Here is a 17,578-nt window from a genome sequence, read left to right on the forward strand (position 1 = left end):
CGCTAGAATCCCGCCCGCGTGTTGCCGTAACCGGCCGGCGCCGTGGCGTTGGCATCGAGCAGCCAGCGTGCGCGGGGTTGGGCTTCCATCGTGTCGATCATGCCGAGCGCCAAGCGCTCGGCGCCGGCCCAGGCGATCATCGCGCCGTTATCGGTGCAGAGCGCGGGCGGCGGCATGATCAGTTGCGTCCCGGCCTGCCGCGCGACGTCATGCAGGGCGCCGCGGATCGCCTGATTGGCCGCGACGCCGCCGGCAGCGACGAGGGCATGCGGAGCGCCGAACTGCTCGCGGAAAAGCCTCAGGCCGACGCTCAACCGGTCGGCCGTCGAGTCGAGCACTGCGGCTTGAAAACTCGCGCAGAGATCGCTGATATCCTGCGGCGCGATCTCGGTTAACCGGCTCGCCTCGTTGCGCACCGCCGTCTTCAATCCCGACAGCGAGAAATTGGCATCGGGCCGTCCCTGCATCGGGCGCGGGAAGGCGAAGCGCGTGGCATCGCCGGTTGCCGCGGCGCGTTCGACCTGCGGCCCGCCCGGATAGGGCAGGCCCAGCATCTTCGCGACCTTGTCGAAGGCTTCGCCCATCGCGTCGTCGACGGTGGTGCCGAGCCGCACATATTGGCCGACGCCGGTGACGGCGACGATCTGGGTATGCCCGCCCGAGGCGAGGAATAGGCAGTAGGGAAATTCAATTCCGTCGGTGAGGCGCGGCGTCAGTGCATGCGCCTCGAGGTGGTTGACCGCGACCAGCGGCGTGTCGTGCACCATCGCGATCGCCTTGGCGGTGGTGAGGCCGACGATGACGCCGCCGATGAGCCCCGGCCCCGCCGCGGCGGCGACACCGTTGAGCTGCGCATAGTCGATGCCGGCCTCGTGCATGGCCCGGTCGATGATGCCGTCGAGGACGTCGACATGCGCGCGCGCGGCGATCTCCGGCACCACGCCGCCGAAGCGGGCATGCTCCTCGATCTGGGACCGCACGATGTTGGACAGGATCTTGCCGCTGCCGTCGGGCGCGCGCTCGATCACGGCCGCGGCGGTCTCGTCGCAGGTGGTTTCGATGCCCAGTACCAGCATTGGCGAATTGTTGTCCAATTTGCGCCCTTGCGCTCATCCGTAAAGCAGAGTTCTGGTACGTCCGGTAGCATTCCGGGGTCCACTTGCGCAATCGTCACGCGCAGCCGCCTTCGTGAATGCGTCACCGCCACGTGGTTCGGGAACACAAGCGATGTCCATTCTTGTCACACGGCCGCATCCCGACAATGAGGCGACGGCGGAAAATTTGCGGGCGCGGGGTCATGTGGTGCTGCTCGCCCCGATGCTCAAGTTCGAGCCGGTCGCCTTCCATGACGAGAGTGAGGCCGACTACGGCGCCATCATCGTCACGTCGGCCAATGCGATCCGCGCCGTCGCGCCGCAATTGCAGGATCTTGGCTTAAAGAATCTTGGCCTCCTGGAGCTGCCGCTGTTTGCGGTCGGCGAGCACACGGCTGCCGCGGCGCGCGACGCCGGCTTCGCCGAGGTGATCGTCGCCGGCGGCGATGCCGCGGCCTTGCGCGACAAGGTGATGCAGAGCGCGCGCGACAAGCTGCTGAAGAAGAAAAGCACGCTGCTCTATCTCGCGGGCGCGGATCTGTCGCGCGATCTCGGCGGCGAGCTTGGCGCGGAGGGCTTCAGCGTGGTGACGCAGACCACCTATCGCATGACTCCGGTCAAGATCCTGCCGCGCGATGTCTGCGATGGCTTTGCCGCACATGGGATCGAGGCGGTGCTGCACTACTCCCGTCGCAGCGCACGGGCCTTCCTGGATGCGGCACGGGACGAAGGCGTCGAAATCTCGGCGCTGGCGATCCCGCAATGCTGCCTGTCCGAGACGGTCGCCAGCGTGCTGCGCGATGCCGGCGCGTCGCAGGTTCTGGGGGCCGCGACGCCGGACGAAAATGCCCTATTTGATACCTTGGAGCGTGCTTTGCGGACCCGTTTGGCGTAAGAGGTCGGGCCGAATCCGACGCGATCGGGTCCGTTCAGGGCATTTGAGTGTGAGGAACCGTCACGATGGCCGACGACAAGCCTGAAGACGCAGGATTGGCTCCCGAGTCAGGCCGTGCCAAGCGCACCCCGCCCACGATCGACCTTGAGGCAACCGAAGTTTCGACCCAGCCGCAGCCAACGGCGGCCGCCGAGCCGGAGGTTCAGCCGGCGCCGGAGCAGGCCACGCCAGAGCAGGCCACGGTCGAAGAGTCCAAATCCGAAGAGGCCAGGCCTGACCCGGAGCCCGCGCACGCGGAGGCCGCGGTTGCTTCCGCTCCCGCGTCGGCGCCGGTTTCGCCCTGGGTCATTGCGCCGTTCTCCGGCGCGGTCGCAGCCGCAATCGTGATTGCCGTCGGCTGGATGCTGGGCTGGCCCGCCGTGGAGGCGCCGCCGGCCGCGCCGCAAGTCACGAGCGCGACGGTCGACGCGCTCAGCGGACGTGTCGCCGCGGTCGAAGCCAAGGCGGGCAAGCCCGCCGCCGATCCGGCCGTGGTGGCGCGGATCGATGCACTGGAGAAATCCGCAAGTGCCTTGCGCAGTGACATCGCCAATCTGCGCGCACAGTCCGACAAGACGGCCAACGACGTGAAATCGGCACCGCGCGCTGCAGCGCCTGATCTTGCCGCTCTCAGCGACCGTATTGCGCAGCTGGAGCGCGCCAGCAAGACGGAGCGCGCCGAGCTCGCACAGCAGGGCGAGAAGATTGCCGACAACAAGGCGACGAATGACAAGCCGCTGCGCCATGTCGTGGCGGCGGCTCTGCTCGACGTCGCGGTTCGGCATGGCGATCCTTACGAATCGCAATTGGCCGCGGCGCGGTCGCTCGCAGCCAAGCCCGATATGCTGAAGCCGCTCGACACCTTTGCATCATCAGGCATTCCGACGCCGGTTGCGCTGAGCCGCGAGCTGCTCAACATCGTGCCAAAGCTCTCTCCGCCGGCGGAAACCCCGGCCGCCGGTGCCGGCATCGTCGAGCGTCTCCAGGCGGGGGCCTCGAAACTCGTTCGCATCGAGCGCACCGACGGCATCGGCAATGATCGCGGCGCCATCGTCGCACGGGTGACGGCGGCGGCGCTCCGCAACGATTTCGCGGAAGCACGGCGCGAGCTGAAGACGCTGTCTGAGGCCGATCGTGCACCGGCACAGGCCTGGCTCGACAAGGCCGATGCGCGCGACGCCGCGCTCGGTGCCTCCCGCAAATTCGCCGACGATGCCATGGCGGATCTCGCCAAGCCCGATCTGGTCAAGCCTGCTCAGTAAAGGTTCGCGCAATAATCAGCGCGTAATAGGGATCGCCATGCTTCGCATCGTCCTCTTCCTCGTCCTGATCGCGCTGGCGGCGGCCGGCGCGGCCTGGGTTGCCGATCAGCCCGGCGATCTCGTCCTGACCGCGGGCAGTTTCCGCGCGTCAACGACGCTTCCGAGGTTCGTGTTTCTGCTCGGCGTCTTTGCAGCAGCGGTCGTGCTGGTCTGGAGCATCGTGACGATGATCTGGCGCGCGCCGGGACGCCTGCGCCGCCGCCGCCATGAGAAACGCCATGCGCGCGGCCGCCATGCCATCACCCACGGCCTGCTCGCGATCGGTCACGGCGATACCGCCCTCGCCCGCCGTCACGCCGATACTGCGCGGCGGCTGGCCGCGAACGATCCGCTCGCACTGCTGCTGCACGCGCAGTCGGCCCAGCTCGAAGGCAATCGCGACGAGGCGCAGCGCGTCTTCCGCGTCATGGCCGAGCGCGAGGATACGCGGCTGCTCGGCCTGCGCGGCCTGTTCATCGAGGCGCAGCGCGCCGACGATGCGGTCGGCGCCGTGATGATCGCGGAGGAAGCGATCAAGCTGTCGCCGTCCTCGACCTGGGCCTCGCACGCGGTGCTCGGCTTCCGCTGCGCGCGCGGCGACTGGAGCGGCGCGCTAGCGATCCTGGATTCGAATCTGTCCGCGGGTCTGATCGACAAGGCGGCCTATCGCCGCCAGCGCGGCGTGCTGCTCACGGCCCGCGCGCTGGAATTGGAAACCATGGACCGCGACGTGGCGCGCGAGAGCGTGATGGAGGCGATCAAGCTCGCGCCGACGCTGGTGCCGGCCGCGGTGCTCGCCGCCAAGTTCGAGAGCGAAGCGCATCAGGTGCGCCGCTCCATGAAGCTGGTCGAGGCCGCGTGGCTCGCCAATCCGCATCCGGATCTCGCCGACGCCTATGCGCATGTGAAGCTCGGCGATTCCGCGCGGCAGCGCTTGCAGCGGGTCGAGACGCTGGCGGCCAAGACGCCGGCCGACAAGGCGGGCCATGTCGAGGGCCAGCTCGCGATTGCGCGCGGCGCGATCGACGCCTCCGAGTTCGCGCGTGCGCGTGCGGTGCTGGCCCCTTACGTCAATGATCCGACCCAGCGCGTCGCGCTGCTGATGGCCGAGCTCGAGCGCACCGAGCACGGCGACGGCGGCCGTGCCCGCGCCTGGACCCTGCGCGCGGTGCGCGCCCGCCACGATCCGGCCTGGACCGCGGACGGCTATGTCAGCGACCGCTGGCGTCCGGTCTCGCCGGTCACCGGCCGTCTCGATGCCTTCCAGTGGCAAACGCCGGTCGCGAGCCTGCCCTCCGACAAGGGCGCCACGATCGAATCCTCGGCCTTCGAGGAAGCCATGCTGGCCGCCCCGCCGCCGAAGCGGGTGACGGCAGCCCCGAGCGAAGCCCCGGTGGAACCGCCCGTGGCTGCACCGGATCCGGTCCCCGCCGCACAGGACAATTCGCCCCCGGAGGCCAAGGAAACGACCGGGGAAGCCGCCAAGGAAGAGCCTGCGGTTACGCCGGCCGCCGAGCCGGTCAATCCCGCCCCTGAGGCGGCCGAATCATCGCCGGAGGCGGCAACGCCGGTGTTCCGGACCCGCGCCGACCTCGGCAAGCCTGCGCCGGCCCCGGTCCAGGCCGTCATCCCCATCGTCCGCGCCCCCGATGATCCCGGGATCGATGACGAGGGTCCGAGCGATGAATTTGCGGAACAAATCGGCACGCCCAGAACCCATGCAAAGGCCCAGGCCGGCGGCTGGCGCGGATTCTGGTCCCGCTGGGGCGCGTGAGGCACATTTCGAAGCCCGCTCCACCTTGCCAATTCGGGCCATGCCCGATATCAGGAGCGCGCGTATCGGGACCTGCACTGCGCGGGTCCCGGCAGGGTTCGCCGCAATAGCTCAGTTGGTAGAGCACGTCATTCGTAATGACGGGGTCGGGGGTTCGAATCCCTCTTGCGGCACCATTTATCGCTCTGATTTTTCGTTGTTTTCCGCGCCGTTGCTTCATCCTCCGATGCAGCCTCGCCGCGAGACGGCATGCCATCGCCTCAGACTTTGCGCAGGCTTTCGATTTCCCACAGCGCCAGTTGCCGCCGGTCGAACGGTGGGACGTAATCGTCCAGCACCTTGATCGGCGGCGGGAAGTTGTAGGGCGGAGCGCTCAGATCGATGGAGAAGAAGTCACCCGTGCGGATCGCACGATTTCGGCCCGCCGGGTAAGTGGTCGTCAGGAGATACTTGATGTTGGATCGACGAATGTTGTCGATTGCTTGAAAAATCATCTCTTCGGAAAGATGAATGAAGCAATCGCGGCAGAGCAGCAGGTCAGCTTCCGGGAGCGGATCGTTGCAGAGATCGATCCGGAGGAACGTGCGATCTGGGCGACTGTATTGGTCACCCGTTCGCGCAATCAGTTCCGGAACGATGTCTCCTCCAATGTAGCGAGAAATTGGAAGTTCGATCTTCGACAACCAATGAAAATCACCACAAGGCAAATCGAGCAGGGTACGGATCCCGAGGTCGCCAACCAGACCAGGAAGGCTTTCTCGCACCCTTTGGGTATTGTGCAGCGTGGATCCGCCGCCGGAAGCGGTTTCCTTGTAACCCCAGACGTTGCGACGATAGATCTCGCCGAACACCTCGCCAGGCGTTCCACGGAGATTGCGAACCATCTGTGTGCGCAACCAAATCAGCGCGGGCTCTGGTAACGTCTGGCGCGCGATGTCGATAGCGGTCGAGAAAAAGGCCGTCTGACGTAACCAGTCTGCAAACTTGTCGAACACATCGCCCCCATATTGTCGCAAGCTAGACCCGCGCGAACCTGAATTGTTGCGTGCCGCGCTCGGTGGGATCCGGGCTCTGCTCAGTGATGCGAAATCCCTCATGAGCCTGGATGAATGCTTGCTCGGAGATCCAGTTGCGCTCGTATCTGACGAGCTTCTCCCTGGAGGCGAGCAACGATCCTGGACCGTTGTCGCTCAGGTACGAGGTCTGAACCTCTCGCCGGATCTCTTCGCTGATCGGAACGCGGTACCATGCCAACGTTGCCGGCCGAACCGAGCACAGCGTTCTGACGGTCTCCAATGCATCCGGGACGTACTGTATGGCCCCATTCGAGTGGAGAAGATCGACAGTGCCGAGCCAGTCGGCGGCCTGGTCGATGCGCTCGAAAAACATCAGCCTATCGGTGCCAAGCTCCTTGGCGCGCTGCACCATTGCTGGCGTCTCAACCACCGCCCATCGAATGTCCGGGCATTGCCGGCGCGCCACCTTGTAATGCAGGCCAGCACCTCCGCCGAAATCGAGAACCGTGTTCATGCCCGCGACCAGCGGCCAGTCGCTGTCCGGGCTGTAGTTGATTGTCTTCAGGAAAATCGTTTCGACCAGTTCCGGATTCTCGTACCCCTGAACAACCTCTCGCGGCGGCAGCAGCTTACGCTTCACTCGCTGGATGAAGGTCATAACGGGCGGACTCGGCACGCCTTGTGATACGTGTCGAGCGTCTACCACAATCAGAAACATTTGGAAACAATCGCGAAACGCGACATGACGTTGCGGGTCGATCGCCGCGAATGCTGATCGCGGGTTCAAGACCGAGCGCGCAGTCTACGTGATGACAGTCACATAACGCAGACCAGATCTCCCCTAATTTCCCGGTCACGCAAACACGGGGAGATTTCACATGCGCAAGATCATTCTGGTCGCCGCCATGGTCCTGGCTTCCGCGTCTGCCCATGCTGCCGACCGCAGCCTGTCGCTGGCCACGGCGACGGCCGCTCCGCAGGCCACCACGACCATCGCCCCGATGACACAAATCAGCGAAGTCGCGCCGGCCACGGAAGCTCCGAAATACGTCGATCGTCCGCCGGCAGTCTCGGCCCCTGCTCCCGCCGCGGCGACGGCTCCTGCCGTGACCGCGACAACGACGACCTCAGCGCCGGCGGCGACTGCCACGAAGACCGCAAAGGCGGGCAAGCCGAAGCACAAGCGCAGCTGGACCGAAGGCCGCATCATCAGCGAGCTGCATCGCCACGGCATCTACTGGTAAGGCCGCGACTCGCTGCAAAAGCAAATGGCCGGGCAAGAGCCCGGCCATGCGCGTATTGAGGAAGCGTTGCGGGCTTACTGCGACACCGTCTGCACCACGCTCGTTATCGGACGCGCGCTCGACGTCGGCACCTTCAGGTCCTTCAGCAGCGCCTCGTCATATTCCGGCAGCGTCTGGAGCGTTGCCTTGGCCTTCATCTGCACGACCTTGTAGCCGCCAGCCTTCAGCCGCGCGAGCAGCGCCGGCATCGCTTCGCCGGTGTGCTTCTGGAAGTCGTGCATCAGGATGATGCCCTTGCCGAGCTTGTCGAGCTTGGTCATCACGTTGTCGACGATCTTCTCCGGCGTGGCACCTTTCCTGAAGTCGAAGGAGTCGATGTCGGTCGAGAACATCGCGACATTGCGGGTGCCGAAATAGCTCACCATCGCCGGATTGTGCTGAAGCTGCGGGAAGCGGAAGAACGGTGCCGGGTTGGTGCCGAGCGCGAACCTCACCGCGCTGAAGCCCTTCTCGACCTCGTCCTTGACCTGTTGCTCCGTCATCTTCTTGCTGTTCAGGTTGACGTGCGACCAGGTGTGCGTGCCGACCGTGTGGCCCTGGGCCAGCACCTGGCGCAGGATTTCCGGATGATAGGTCGCGTGCTTGCCGACCGAGAAGAACAAGCCCTTGGTGCATTCATCCCCGAGCGCCTTCAGCACCGCGGGCGTGTTGACCGGCCACGGACCGTCGTCGAAGGTCAGCACGACCTCCTTGTCGGTGAGGAAGTCGAACTGCTTGAAATGCTCGAAGCCGAAGCCGGGTCCGCCGGTGGTGTCGATCTCGACCACGCGGGCAACGCCGAGCGCGTTCGGATTGGCGCAGGTCGACCGCTGCTGCACCGGCATGGCCGGAGCGGGCGCAGGCGCCGCTGCCTGAGCAACCGCCGTCGGCCTGGCCGCGATCGCCGCGGTGGTCTCGACGTCATCCTTGGCGGCGAGCTTCGCCTGTGCCGGCAATTGATCGGCGGCACGGGCGGCCGTTGTTTTGGGGGCGCCCTGATCGGCGCGCGCGGAATAATAAAACCAACCGCCGACGGCGATCACGACCGCCGCAACTACACTGGCCAGCATCAGGCCCAACGCATTACGCATCGCTATTCTTTCCAATTACGCAACCAACCCTGCGGAATCTCCCGCGCGACGAGCCATTAATGCGAAGGAACAGTTAACGTGACACCAACACGACGGCGTTTGCGCCGGATTTTCAGCGAGGTGCGCCATGTGACGGAGGTCACAGATGGGCGGCCACCCGTGACCGTCATCACAGTGGAAACTGTTTTGCCGGAGCATCGTAGTTCCCACCAACAACGGGCCCCGCTTCCAGCGGCGCCCACGGGAGCTTCAAATGACCAAGTCTTTTTCTGCCAAATCGCTGACGAGTAGGATCCGCGACACCAGCCTGGCCCTGGGCTTTGCCGCCATCGTCTCGATCGTCTCGACGACCGCGAGCTTCGCCTTCTCGGCCGAAGCGCAGCAGCAGTGCACCGGCGATGCCTTCCGTCTGTGCTCCTCGGAAATCCCCAACGTCCCGAAGATCACGGCGTGCATGATGAAGCATCGCTCTGATCTGAGCGCCGGCTGCCGCGCGGTGATGGACAAGGACCTCGCAAAGGGCGCCTCACGCAAGGTCGCTGACGCCCAGGACAGGCAGTAGGACAACGCGCAACGGCAATCGTTGTTGGCTCCCCTCGCGATGTGCTCCCGGCGTCAAGCCGGGGCCACGCGCGCCAGTCCCGCTCGGCAATAAAGCCGTTGCGGCTCCGGGATCGTCGCACTAGCTTCGCCCGCACATCCTTGGGGTAGAGGCATTACGCGATGACCAGATTTCTTTTCATTGTTTCTTTGATTCTGTGCGCATCGAGCGCCTCAGCGCAACAGCAGCCCGGCCACGATGCCTGCGCGCGCGATGTGACGCGCTTCTGCCGTGCCGTGATGAACAATGGCGATGGCGCAGTGCTCGCTTGCCTCAAGCAGAACCGCACCCGCCTCAGCAAAGCCTGCGACAAGGTGCTGACGGATCACGGGCAGTAAGACGTGCCGTCGCAGCCCGGATGAGCGAAATCCGGGGTCTGCCCGCGCGGTGAGATCGTCCCGGATTGCGCTTCGCGCCATCCGGGCTACCTTCCGAGAGAATCTACGTGCTGCTTCCCGCCGCGCTCGCGACCACCGGCAGCACCTCGGCGCCGGCACGATCCGGCGTCTCTTCCTTCCAGCGCACCGAGCCGAATGGACGCTCCAGCATGCGGCGGATCCGCACCGGATCGGGGCCGATGTGGAAATCGATCGCCTGCTGATGCAACGCGCGTTCGGACTGTGTCGAGCGGTTGCGCTGGCGCAAGTAATCGAGCCAGGTCGGGCAGTGGTAGCGCTCGGTCCACAATTCGGGGTCGGCGATGTCGCGCGCGATCGACCAGCCATAGGCGCCGTTGCGCTGCCGGGAGAGCTGCACGTCCTGCATCACGTTGTGGAAGGCGCGCGCGTTCTCCTGGGACACCCTGTATTCGATCTCGACCACCAGCGGCCCGCTGCGCGCCGTGAGCGACAGTTTGACTTCCGGATCGGCGAGCACGTCCGCGTCCTCGTTGCGGGCGCCGACGCGCGGCATCGCCAGCCAAATGCCCAGCACCGGCGAGATCAGCATCAGGCTGGCGGCCGTCAGCAGCGCGACCTCGACGCCGGCATAATCGGTGAGATGGCCCCAGCCCCAGGCGCCGATCGCGATGCCGCCGGATATCGAGGCCTGGAACGCCGCGAGCGAACGGCCCGCGACCCAGCGCGGCGCCGAGAGCTGCACGCCGATGTTGAACAGCGCGACGGCCGCCATCCAGACCGCACCGGCGAGCACAAGCGCCGCCGCCGTCAAGACCGGCTCCGTGCTCACGGCAAGCGCGGCCATCGCGAATGCCATCGAGATGGTGCAGGCGCGGATCGCGGCCTCGCCGCTCATGCGCTTGCGCAGTTCATGGATGTTGAGCGCGCCGACGACGGCGCCCATGCCGAAGGCACCCAGCATGATGCCGTAGGTCTGCGCGCCGCCATGCAGCAGGTCGCGCGCAATCAGCGGCATCAGGGCCATGATGGCGCCGCCGATCAGGCCCATCACCAGCGTGCGCAACAGCACGATCTTGATCGGCGGCGAATTGGTGATGTAGCGGAAGCCCGAGACCATCGCGCGGTTGAGCTTCTCCCGCGGCAGGCGCGAGGGCTCGGTGTTGCGCCGCCAGAGCAGCAGCACCACCAGCAGCGGCAGATAGAGGATCGCGTTGCAGGCAAAGGCGGCCACCGCGCCGAGCGAGGCGACGATGACGCCGCCGACCGCGGGACCGAAGCTGCGTGCAATATTGTAGCTGATGCCGTTCAGTGCGACGGCTGACGGCAGTGATTCGGGCGGGACCTGCTCGCTGACCGAGGATTGCCACGCCGGCCCGAACAGCGCATTGCCGCTGCCCACCACGAAGCAGAACACGAGCAGCGTTTCCGGGGTGATCAGCTTGAGCCAGGCCAGCACCGTCAGCGCAGTCGCGCCGATCAGCGCGATCGCGAGCGAAATCAAAGTCACGATGCGGCGGTCATACATGTCGGCGATGGCGCCGGCCGGCATCGAGATCAGCATGATCGGCAGCATCAGCGCGGTCTGCACCAGCGCCACCTTGTCGGCCGAGGCCGCCATCTGCGTCATCGCCCAGGCCGCGCCCACGCCCTGGATCAAGAGGCCAAGATTGGAGAGCAGGCTGGCGAGCCAGATGCGCCGGAACACGGTGTACCGCAGGGGTGCGGCGATGCCGTCGCCGGCGAATTTCTGACGGTTCGGCTGCTCGGTCATATCCCCTTCCATATGGGCTGGCAGAAGTGGTCTTGGAATGGTCTTTGGGTGATTCCGGCAAGTCCAGTGATGCCTGCGAAAGTCCTTCGCTGTCCAGTGGTTAGGCCGCTATAAGCGGCACAAAGACATGGTTTTTCCGGAGAAACATATGAAGCTGTCGCGACGGTCGATCCTGCTGGGGGCAGGCAGCTTGCCTTTCGCGGTTGCGAGCTTGCGGACAGGCGCGCTGGCGCAGACCGCGCCCACGGCTCAGAATGCCGAGGTGCCGCCGATCCTGTTCGTCCACGGCAATGGTGAATACGACGCGGTCTGGATGACGACGCTTTGGCGGATGGAATCCAACGGCGTCGCGCGCGATCGCATGATGGCGATCAATTTCACGGATCCGCTGGCGCGCAGCGACGACAAGGTCGAGCAGGCGGGCCGCTCCTCGACCGGGGACCAGCGCCGCGAGCTCGCGGCGGCCATCGCGGAATTGAAGCGCCGCACCGGCGCGGCCCGCGTGGCGCTGGTCGGCAGTTCGCGCGGTGGCTACGCCATTCGCAACGTCATCAGGAACGGCGGTGCCGGCGATGTCAGCCATGCCGTGCTGTGCGGCACGCCCAATCACGGCGTGTTCGCGACCGACGACCAGCCGAACAACGAATTCAATGGCCGCGGTACATTTCTGCGCGGCCTGAATGAGGGCGAGAGCGAGGTGACGCCGGGCACGGCCTTCCTCACCCTGCGCAGCGATGGCATGGACAAGTACGCGCAAGCCGACGGCCGCTTCATCGGCAAGCCCGGCACGCCGACCGGCGTTACCGTCGAAGGGCCGGAGTTGACGGGCGCCACCAATCTCGTGCTCGTCGCGCTCGACCATCGCGAAGTGGCGTTTCACCCGCGTGCCTTCCGCGAGATCTACAAATTCATTGCCGGCCGCGAGCCCGCGCGCATCGCGATTGTGCCGGAGCAGAGCGTCAGGTTGAGCGGCCTTGTGACCGGTACGCCAGGCGGCGTGTCGACCAATCGCCCGGTGGCGGGTGCAACCGTCGATGTCTTCCGCGTCGATCCTGATACCGGGGAGCGCAAAGGCGGCGCGGTGCACAGCGCGAAGACCGGCGCCGACGGCCGCTGGGGTCCGGCGCAGGTCGAGCCTTCCTGGTTCCTCGAATTCGCCCTGACGTCGCCGGACGCGCCGACGACGCATATCTACCGCACGCCGTTCGCGCGCTCGTCCGATATCGTGCATCTGCGTGCCGCGCGCCCGCTCGGGCCGGCGGACAAGGATGCCGGCGCCGTCGTGATCATGTCACGCCCGCGCGGCTATTTCGGCCTGCCGCGGGACGTGGTGCTGCTCGACGGCAAGGAGCCAGCCGACGTCAAGCCGGGTGTGCCCACGGATTCGGCAGCAACCTTGCGGCTCCCGGCCGCGGAGGCCGGGCGTAACGTTGTGGCCCAGTTCGGCGAAGAACGAATTGTGGCGCGTACCTGGCCCGCCTCCGAGAACAGGATTGCGATTGCCGAGCTGACTTACTAGCTATTGGCCTGGGTCACATCTGCGGGAGAGAGCCATGAACATCGCCAGTGTGCGTCGGCCCATCATCCCTCCGACCCCGCCGCGTGCGCCCGACGACATGTCGTTTCTCGGCCGGGTCGCGGTCCTCAAGCAGAACATGATCGCGACCTGGGGGCAGCGTGCCTACGAAGAAGAGGTCATCAAGGGCCGCTTTTTCCTCCACAACAGCTTCATTCTGAATCAGCCGAATGCAATTCGGCATGTCCTGCTCAGCAATTATGAAAACTACACGCGCACGCCGGCGGGGATCCGCATGCTGCGTCCGGTGCTCGGCGAAGGAGTTCTGATCGCGGAAGGCCACGCCTGGGCGCATCAGCGCCGTACGCTCGCGCCGGCCTTCACGCCGCGTGCGACCGCAAATCTCGTCCCGCACATGACCGCGGTGCTCGACGAGACCATCATAAAGCTCGATGCGCGAACAAGCGAGCCGGTCGATCTGCGCGAGACGATGCAGCGCATGACGCTGGAGATCGCAGGGCGCACGATGTTCTCGTTCGGCATGGACCGTCACGGCCCGACCTTGCGCAACTTCGTCATGGAATACGGCGCGCGGCTGGGGCGGCCCTATTTCCTCGACATGCTGCTGCCGGTGTCCTGGCCGACCCCGATGGATTTTGCCCGCGCGCGCTTCCGCAAGCGCTGGACCGAATTCGTCGCGATGCTGATCGCCGAGCGCCGCACGATGGGCAAGAAGGACGGCGCGCCGCCGCGCGACCTGTTCGATCTCATGGACGCGGCGCGCGATCCCGAGACCGGCAAGGGCTTTTCGGACGCGCAACTCGTCGACGAGGTCGCGACCATGATCCTGGCGGGTCACGAGACCACGGCGACGGCGCTGTTCTGGGCGCTCTATCTGCTCGCGCTCGATCCGGAGACGCAGCAGGAAGTTGCCTCCGAGACCCACGGCGAGCATCTCGACAGCATGGCCGACATCGATCGCCAGAAGTTCACCCGCGCGGTGATCGAGGAGACCATGCGGCTCTATCCGCCGGCCTTCCTGGTCGCGCGTGCCGCGCGCGAGAAGGATAATGCGGCCGGCGTCGAGATCGGCAAGGGCGACATCATCATGATCGCGCCCTGGCTGCTGCATCGGCATGAGAAGCTGTGGGATCAGCCGAACGCCTTCATTCCAAAGCGCTTCATGTCGAAGGAGGCGCCCGACCGTTTCGCTTACCTGCCGTTCGGCGCGGGTCCGCGCGTCTGCATCGGCGCGCCGTTCGCGCAAGCCGAATCCGTGCTGGCGCTGGCCCGGTTGATCGGCGCGTTCCGTATCGAGCTTGCCGACAGGGTCCCGGTGATCCCGCTCGGCGTCGTGACGACCCAGCCGGACCACTCACCTTTGTTCCGCATCACGCGTCGGTGACAGACATTCGTCTGCCCGATGGCGCGATCCACCCCAGATAGAGCCTCCGCCATGAGCGACATCCAGGCCCAGTTTTCCGTTCTGAAGCAGACCGCCGATGCCAAGGTGGTCGACGCGATTGCGCGCCTCATCGAGGACGGCGAGGATCACGAGCTCAACCGCGTCAATGTCCTCGATTTCTCCAGGCATCATGGCCTCGACGAAGAGCACACGATCTCCACCTTCCTGCATGCGGCGCGACTTGGACTGTTCGATCTCGGCTGGAACGTGCTCTGTCCGGGCTGCGGCGGCGTGCTGGGCGCCCATTCGACGCTGAAGGCGCTCAAGCCGGACGATTATCACTGCGCGCTCTGCGCCTGCGGCTACAAGGCGTCGGTCGACGATCAGGTCGAGGTCTCCTTCACCGTGAATCCGCGCGTGCGGCGCATCGCGGCGCACGATCCCGATACGCTTCCGGTGTGGGAATATTTCAAGCAGGTGTTCTGGAGTTCCGGCGTCGACTTCAACAAGGAGTCCTTCGCGACGCTCGCCAACGAGGTGACGCTCGATACGCTCGAGCTCCCTGCAGGCGAGAAAGCGACCATGTCGCTACAACTGCCGGGCGACTTCATCATCATCTTCGAGCCGGTGACGCACGCCGCCCATTTCATCGATGTCCAGGGCGAGCCGACCAAGGAGCGTCAGCAGTTCGCGATCATGTACAACAAGGTGCAGGCTCCGACGGGGACGACGACCATGCGGCCGGGTCCGCTGCGGCTGTCGCTGGAGAACCAGGCCGGCGTGCGCGTGTTGCCGTCGGTGTTCATCGCGGCCGAGGCGCTCCATCATCTCATAGGCAAGCGCAAGCCGTTCCTCACCGCCAAGCGCATGCTGTCGAACCAGACGTTTCGTGATGTCTTCAAGGCGGACAATCTCAGCCTCGACCAGCGGCTCCAGATCACGTCGCTGACATTCCTGTTCACCGATTTGAAGGGCTCGACCGCGCTCTACGAACGCGTCGGCGATCTCGCCGCCTTTGATCTCGTGCGCGCGCATTTCCATGCGCTGCTCGAGATCATCTCGTCCGAGAAGGGCGCGGTGGTGAAGACGATTGGCGACGCCGTGATGGCGACCTTCGTCCGCCCGGAGCACGCCATCGTCGCGGGCCTGCGGATGCGGGCCGCGATGGACGAGCTTAACAGGCAGCGCGGCACCGACGATCTCATCGTCAAGATCGGCATCCATGAAGGCCCGTGTCTTGCGGTGATGCTCAACGAACGCCAGGATTATTTCGGCCAGACCGTCAACATCGCCGCCCGCGTCCAGAGCCTGTCGACAGCGCGGGAGATCCACATCACGGGCCCCGTGCTCGATGCGCCCGCAGTCGCCGAGGTGCTCGAGCAGCGCGCGATCAAGCCGATCCAGAAGCAGGCGGCCCTGCGCGGCATCGCCGACAAGATGGTGGTGTACGAGATACCGTGAGGACGGCACTCCCGATCATTGCGAGCTTAGCGAGCATCCGGAGTCTTTCCAGTGAGGCAGTCTGGATTGCTTCGCTGCGCTCGCAATGACGATGTGGAGACAGGTGCGTGCCACACTCTCTGTCGTCATGCCCGGGCTAGTCCCGGGCATCCACGTCTTGCTTCGCTGTGGCGCGTGGATGGCCGGGACTAGCCCGGTCATGACGGTAACCAGCTCGTCCAGATTGCTGAAAGGTAATGCCCGCGCGGAGCTGACGCACGTTGCGGCGGTCGAGTTTCCCGCTCATATAATGCTGGTGGCGGCCGCATTCCCGCGGCTTCATCGATTTCGGTAGGATCCTATGCTCGACGGCCTGCGCCAATTCATCGCCGATATTGTCGCCCCTCATGCCGGGGATCGCGCATTCGGCGATAGCGATTACCGGCTTGCGGCGACCGCGCTGCTGGTTCACGTGGTCTCGCTGGACGGCCAGCCGACGGCAAACGAGCAGCGCAAGCTGCACAGCCTGATCGAAAGCCATTTCGGGCTGGATCGCGGTACCGCCGACCGCCTGATCGCGGACGCCACCCAGGTCGAGGGCGAGGCCGTCGACCTCTATCACTTCACCAGTGTCATCATGCGCTCGCTCGACGAAGAGGGCCGCAAGCGCATCGTCCAGATGATGTGGGAGCTGGTCTATGCCGATGGCCAGGTCTCCGAGTTCGAGGATAACGTCGTCTGGCGCGCCTCCGACCTGCTAGGGATCGCCCAGCGCGACCGGATCGACCTCAAGCATGCGGTCGCAAATCGCGCCGGTGGTCAGGTCAAGGACGGTGCCGTCGGGGGTTGAGCCGTCTCGACGCGGTATTATCGGCGGTTGTGCTGACCACATGACGAAACTTTAATATACCCCCGTCGACCACCCTAATCCCGGATTTCCCCGTAAAATCCGTGGTTTTCGTGCTTCCCTGTTGCCCGCTCAAGCAGCCATGCTGCCGGTGACGCTTGCCTGTCGCGCTCGGCCTATGCTCTCGTTCCGCCATTGCGGGGGCCAAAAAACTTCAATTCAAGAGACTTCGATCGTGACTGAGCGGGTAACGTTGATCACCGGTGCGTCGGCGGGCATCGGCACGGAGCTGGCGCGTGTGTTCGCCGCCAACGGGCATCGCCTCGCGCTGACGGCGCGACGCGCGGACCGGCTGGAGGCGCTTGCGAACGAGCTCGCCGCCAAGGGCGGCAAGAAGCCGATCGTGATCGCCTGCGACCTGCAGGAGGCGGATGCGGGTGACAAGATCGCCGCCGCGCTTGCCGCCGAAGACGTCGAGCTCGACCATCTCGTCAACAATGCCGGCTTCGGCGTGTTCGGCGATGCGATCGAGCGCGACCGCGTCGAGCAGGTCGGCATCGTCGATGTCAACGTCCGGGCTCTGACGGATCTGTCGCTGCGCTTTGCCGATCAGCTGATCAGGAACAAGGGCGGTCTTCTCAATGTCGGATCGGTCGCGGGCTTTCTGCCCGGCCCCGGCATGGCCGTGTACTACGCGTCCAAGGCCTATGTGATTTCCCTCACCGAGGCCCTGCGGGCGGAGCTCGCGCCGCGCGGCGTTCGCGTCACCGTACTTTGCCCGGGTCCGGTGCCCACCGAATTCCAGGCGCGCGCCGGCGTCGGGGCTGGGCATGATACGGCTCTTCTCAACGTGTCTGCCGCCGAAGTTGCGCAACAAGCTTATCGCGGCCTGATGGCCAACAAACGGGCAGTGCTGCCTGGTCTCGGCATCAAGATCGTGCCGTTCGCGCTGCGTTTCTTCCCGCGCGGCTTCATCCTGTCCGCCACCAGCCGGTTCCAGAGGCAGAGGCACTAGATTTCTTGTCTTGACGCGTTTTCTTCACGCGAACCGGTATCCACTTCGCTCGAAAACGCTTTGAAGAAAGCTCAAAGCTCCGTAATGGCCCGGAGCTTGCTTCAATATCGGGACGCGTGTGCGCGAACTCA

Annotated in this window: 16 protein-coding genes and 1 tRNA gene; 12 read left to right on the forward strand and 5 right to left on the reverse strand. The window is 65.3% G+C overall.

Annotated features, from left to right (window positions below; genetic code table 11):
• Positions 1–2 precede the first annotated feature (2 nt).
• Complete coding sequence (gene tsaD / locus ABIA90_RS07380; RefSeq protein ID WP_135213926.1) at positions 3–1,076, reverse strand: tRNA (adenosine(37)-N6)-threonylcarbamoyltransferase complex transferase subunit TsaD; 1,074 nt, start codon at positions 1,074–1,076, stop codon at positions 3–5.
• 151 nt (positions 1,077–1,227) lie between these two features.
• On the opposite strand from tsaD, the gene ABIA90_RS07385 reads away from it, so the two are divergent.
• From ABIA90_RS07385 to ABIA90_RS07400, 4 genes are all read left to right on the forward strand, one after another.
• A complete protein-coding gene (locus ABIA90_RS07385; protein ID WP_071908721.1) occupies positions 1,228–1,989 on the forward strand; it encodes a uroporphyrinogen-III synthase in 762 nt (253 codons plus the stop codon).
• Positions 1,990–2,054: 65 nt separating this feature from the next.
• Positions 2,055–3,290: a hypothetical protein gene (locus tag ABIA90_RS07390; RefSeq protein ID WP_354118414.1), complete on the forward strand. Its 1,236-nt coding sequence runs from the start codon at positions 2,055–2,057 to the stop codon at positions 3,288–3,290.
• A gap of 37 nt (positions 3,291–3,327) precedes the next feature.
• Complete coding sequence (locus ABIA90_RS07395; RefSeq protein WP_247306581.1) at positions 3,328–5,103, forward strand: heme biosynthesis protein HemY; 1,776 nt, start codon at positions 3,328–3,330, stop codon at positions 5,101–5,103.
• Between the two features lie 100 nt (positions 5,104–5,203).
• Positions 5,204–5,279, forward strand: a tRNA-Thr gene (locus ABIA90_RS07400).
• An 84-nt stretch (positions 5,280–5,363) separates the two neighbouring features.
• Here the strand turns inward: ABIA90_RS07400 and ABIA90_RS07405 are convergent.
• Both ABIA90_RS07405 and ABIA90_RS07410 read right to left on the reverse strand, forming a co-directional pair.
• Entirely contained in the window at positions 5,364–6,098 is a 735-nt protein-coding gene (locus ABIA90_RS07405; protein WP_247306583.1) for a class I SAM-dependent methyltransferase, read from the reverse strand.
• Between the two features lie 22 nt (positions 6,099–6,120).
• Entirely contained in the window at positions 6,121–6,777 is a 657-nt protein-coding gene (locus ABIA90_RS07410; protein ID WP_354118415.1) for a class I SAM-dependent methyltransferase, read from the reverse strand.
• Between the two features lie 220 nt (positions 6,778–6,997).
• Here ABIA90_RS07410 and ABIA90_RS07415 point away from each other — a divergent pair, with 220 nt between their 5' ends.
• Positions 6,998–7,363 (forward strand): hypothetical protein, encoded by a 366-nt coding sequence (locus tag ABIA90_RS07415; RefSeq protein WP_247306586.1) that lies wholly within the window; start codon positions 6,998–7,000, stop codon positions 7,361–7,363.
• Between the two features lie 74 nt (positions 7,364–7,437).
• Here ABIA90_RS07415 and ABIA90_RS07420 read toward each other — a convergent pair whose 3' ends face one another.
• Positions 7,438–8,493 (reverse strand): polysaccharide deacetylase family protein, encoded by a 1,056-nt coding sequence (locus ABIA90_RS07420; protein ID WP_063980332.1) that lies wholly within the window; start codon positions 8,491–8,493, stop codon positions 7,438–7,440.
• Positions 8,494–8,746: 253 nt separating this feature from the next.
• Here ABIA90_RS07420 and ABIA90_RS07425 point away from each other — a divergent pair, with 253 nt between their 5' ends.
• Positions 8,747–9,055 carry a hypothetical protein gene (locus ABIA90_RS07425; RefSeq protein ID WP_247306588.1) on the forward strand — a complete coding sequence of 103 codons (309 nt, stop codon included), beginning with the start codon at positions 8,747–8,749 and terminating at the stop codon, positions 9,053–9,055.
• 161 nt (positions 9,056–9,216) lie between these two features.
• The gene (locus ABIA90_RS07430; RefSeq protein ID WP_063980334.1) at positions 9,217–9,432 is read left to right on the forward strand and encodes a hypothetical protein; all 216 of its coding nucleotides are present in this window, start codon (positions 9,217–9,219) and stop codon (positions 9,430–9,432) included.
• A gap of 103 nt (positions 9,433–9,535) precedes the next feature.
• Here the strand turns inward: ABIA90_RS07430 and ABIA90_RS07435 are convergent, their stop codons facing one another.
• On the reverse strand, positions 9,536–11,224 hold the full coding sequence (locus ABIA90_RS07435) for an MFS transporter (RefSeq protein WP_063980335.1): 1,689 nt from the start codon (positions 11,222–11,224) through the stop codon (positions 9,536–9,538).
• 148 nt (positions 11,225–11,372) lie between these two features.
• On the opposite strand from ABIA90_RS07435, the gene ABIA90_RS07440 reads away from it, so the two are divergent.
• The 5 genes from ABIA90_RS07440 to ABIA90_RS07460 all read left to right on the forward strand — a co-directional run bounded on the left by ABIA90_RS07440 (position 11,373) and on the right by ABIA90_RS07460 (position 17,447).
• Positions 11,373–12,743: a hydrolase gene (locus ABIA90_RS07440; protein WP_354118416.1), complete on the forward strand. Its 1,371-nt coding sequence runs from the start codon at positions 11,373–11,375 to the stop codon at positions 12,741–12,743.
• A gap of 34 nt (positions 12,744–12,777) precedes the next feature.
• Positions 12,778–14,145, forward strand: coding sequence for a cytochrome P450 (locus ABIA90_RS07445; RefSeq protein WP_354118417.1), 1,368 nt, complete (start codon positions 12,778–12,780; stop codon positions 14,143–14,145).
• A gap of 51 nt (positions 14,146–14,196) precedes the next feature.
• Positions 14,197–15,606 carry an adenylate/guanylate cyclase domain-containing protein gene (locus ABIA90_RS07450; RefSeq protein WP_354118418.1) on the forward strand — a complete coding sequence of 470 codons (1,410 nt, stop codon included), beginning with the start codon at positions 14,197–14,199 and terminating at the stop codon, positions 15,604–15,606.
• Between the two features lie 340 nt (positions 15,607–15,946).
• The gene (locus ABIA90_RS07455) at positions 15,947–16,435 is read left to right on the forward strand and encodes a tellurite resistance TerB family protein (RefSeq protein WP_354118419.1); all 489 of its coding nucleotides are present in this window, start codon (positions 15,947–15,949) and stop codon (positions 16,433–16,435) included.
• A 232-nt stretch (positions 16,436–16,667) separates the two neighbouring features.
• Positions 16,668–17,447 (forward strand): SDR family NAD(P)-dependent oxidoreductase, encoded by a 780-nt coding sequence (locus ABIA90_RS07460; RefSeq protein ID WP_166105067.1) that lies wholly within the window; start codon positions 16,668–16,670, stop codon positions 17,445–17,447.
• Positions 17,448–17,578 lie beyond the last annotated feature (131 nt).

It is taken from the genome of Bradyrhizobium sp. LA6.8, from assembly GCF_040547935.1.
GTDB lineage: Bacteria > Pseudomonadota > Alphaproteobacteria > Rhizobiales > Xanthobacteraceae > Bradyrhizobium > Bradyrhizobium barranii.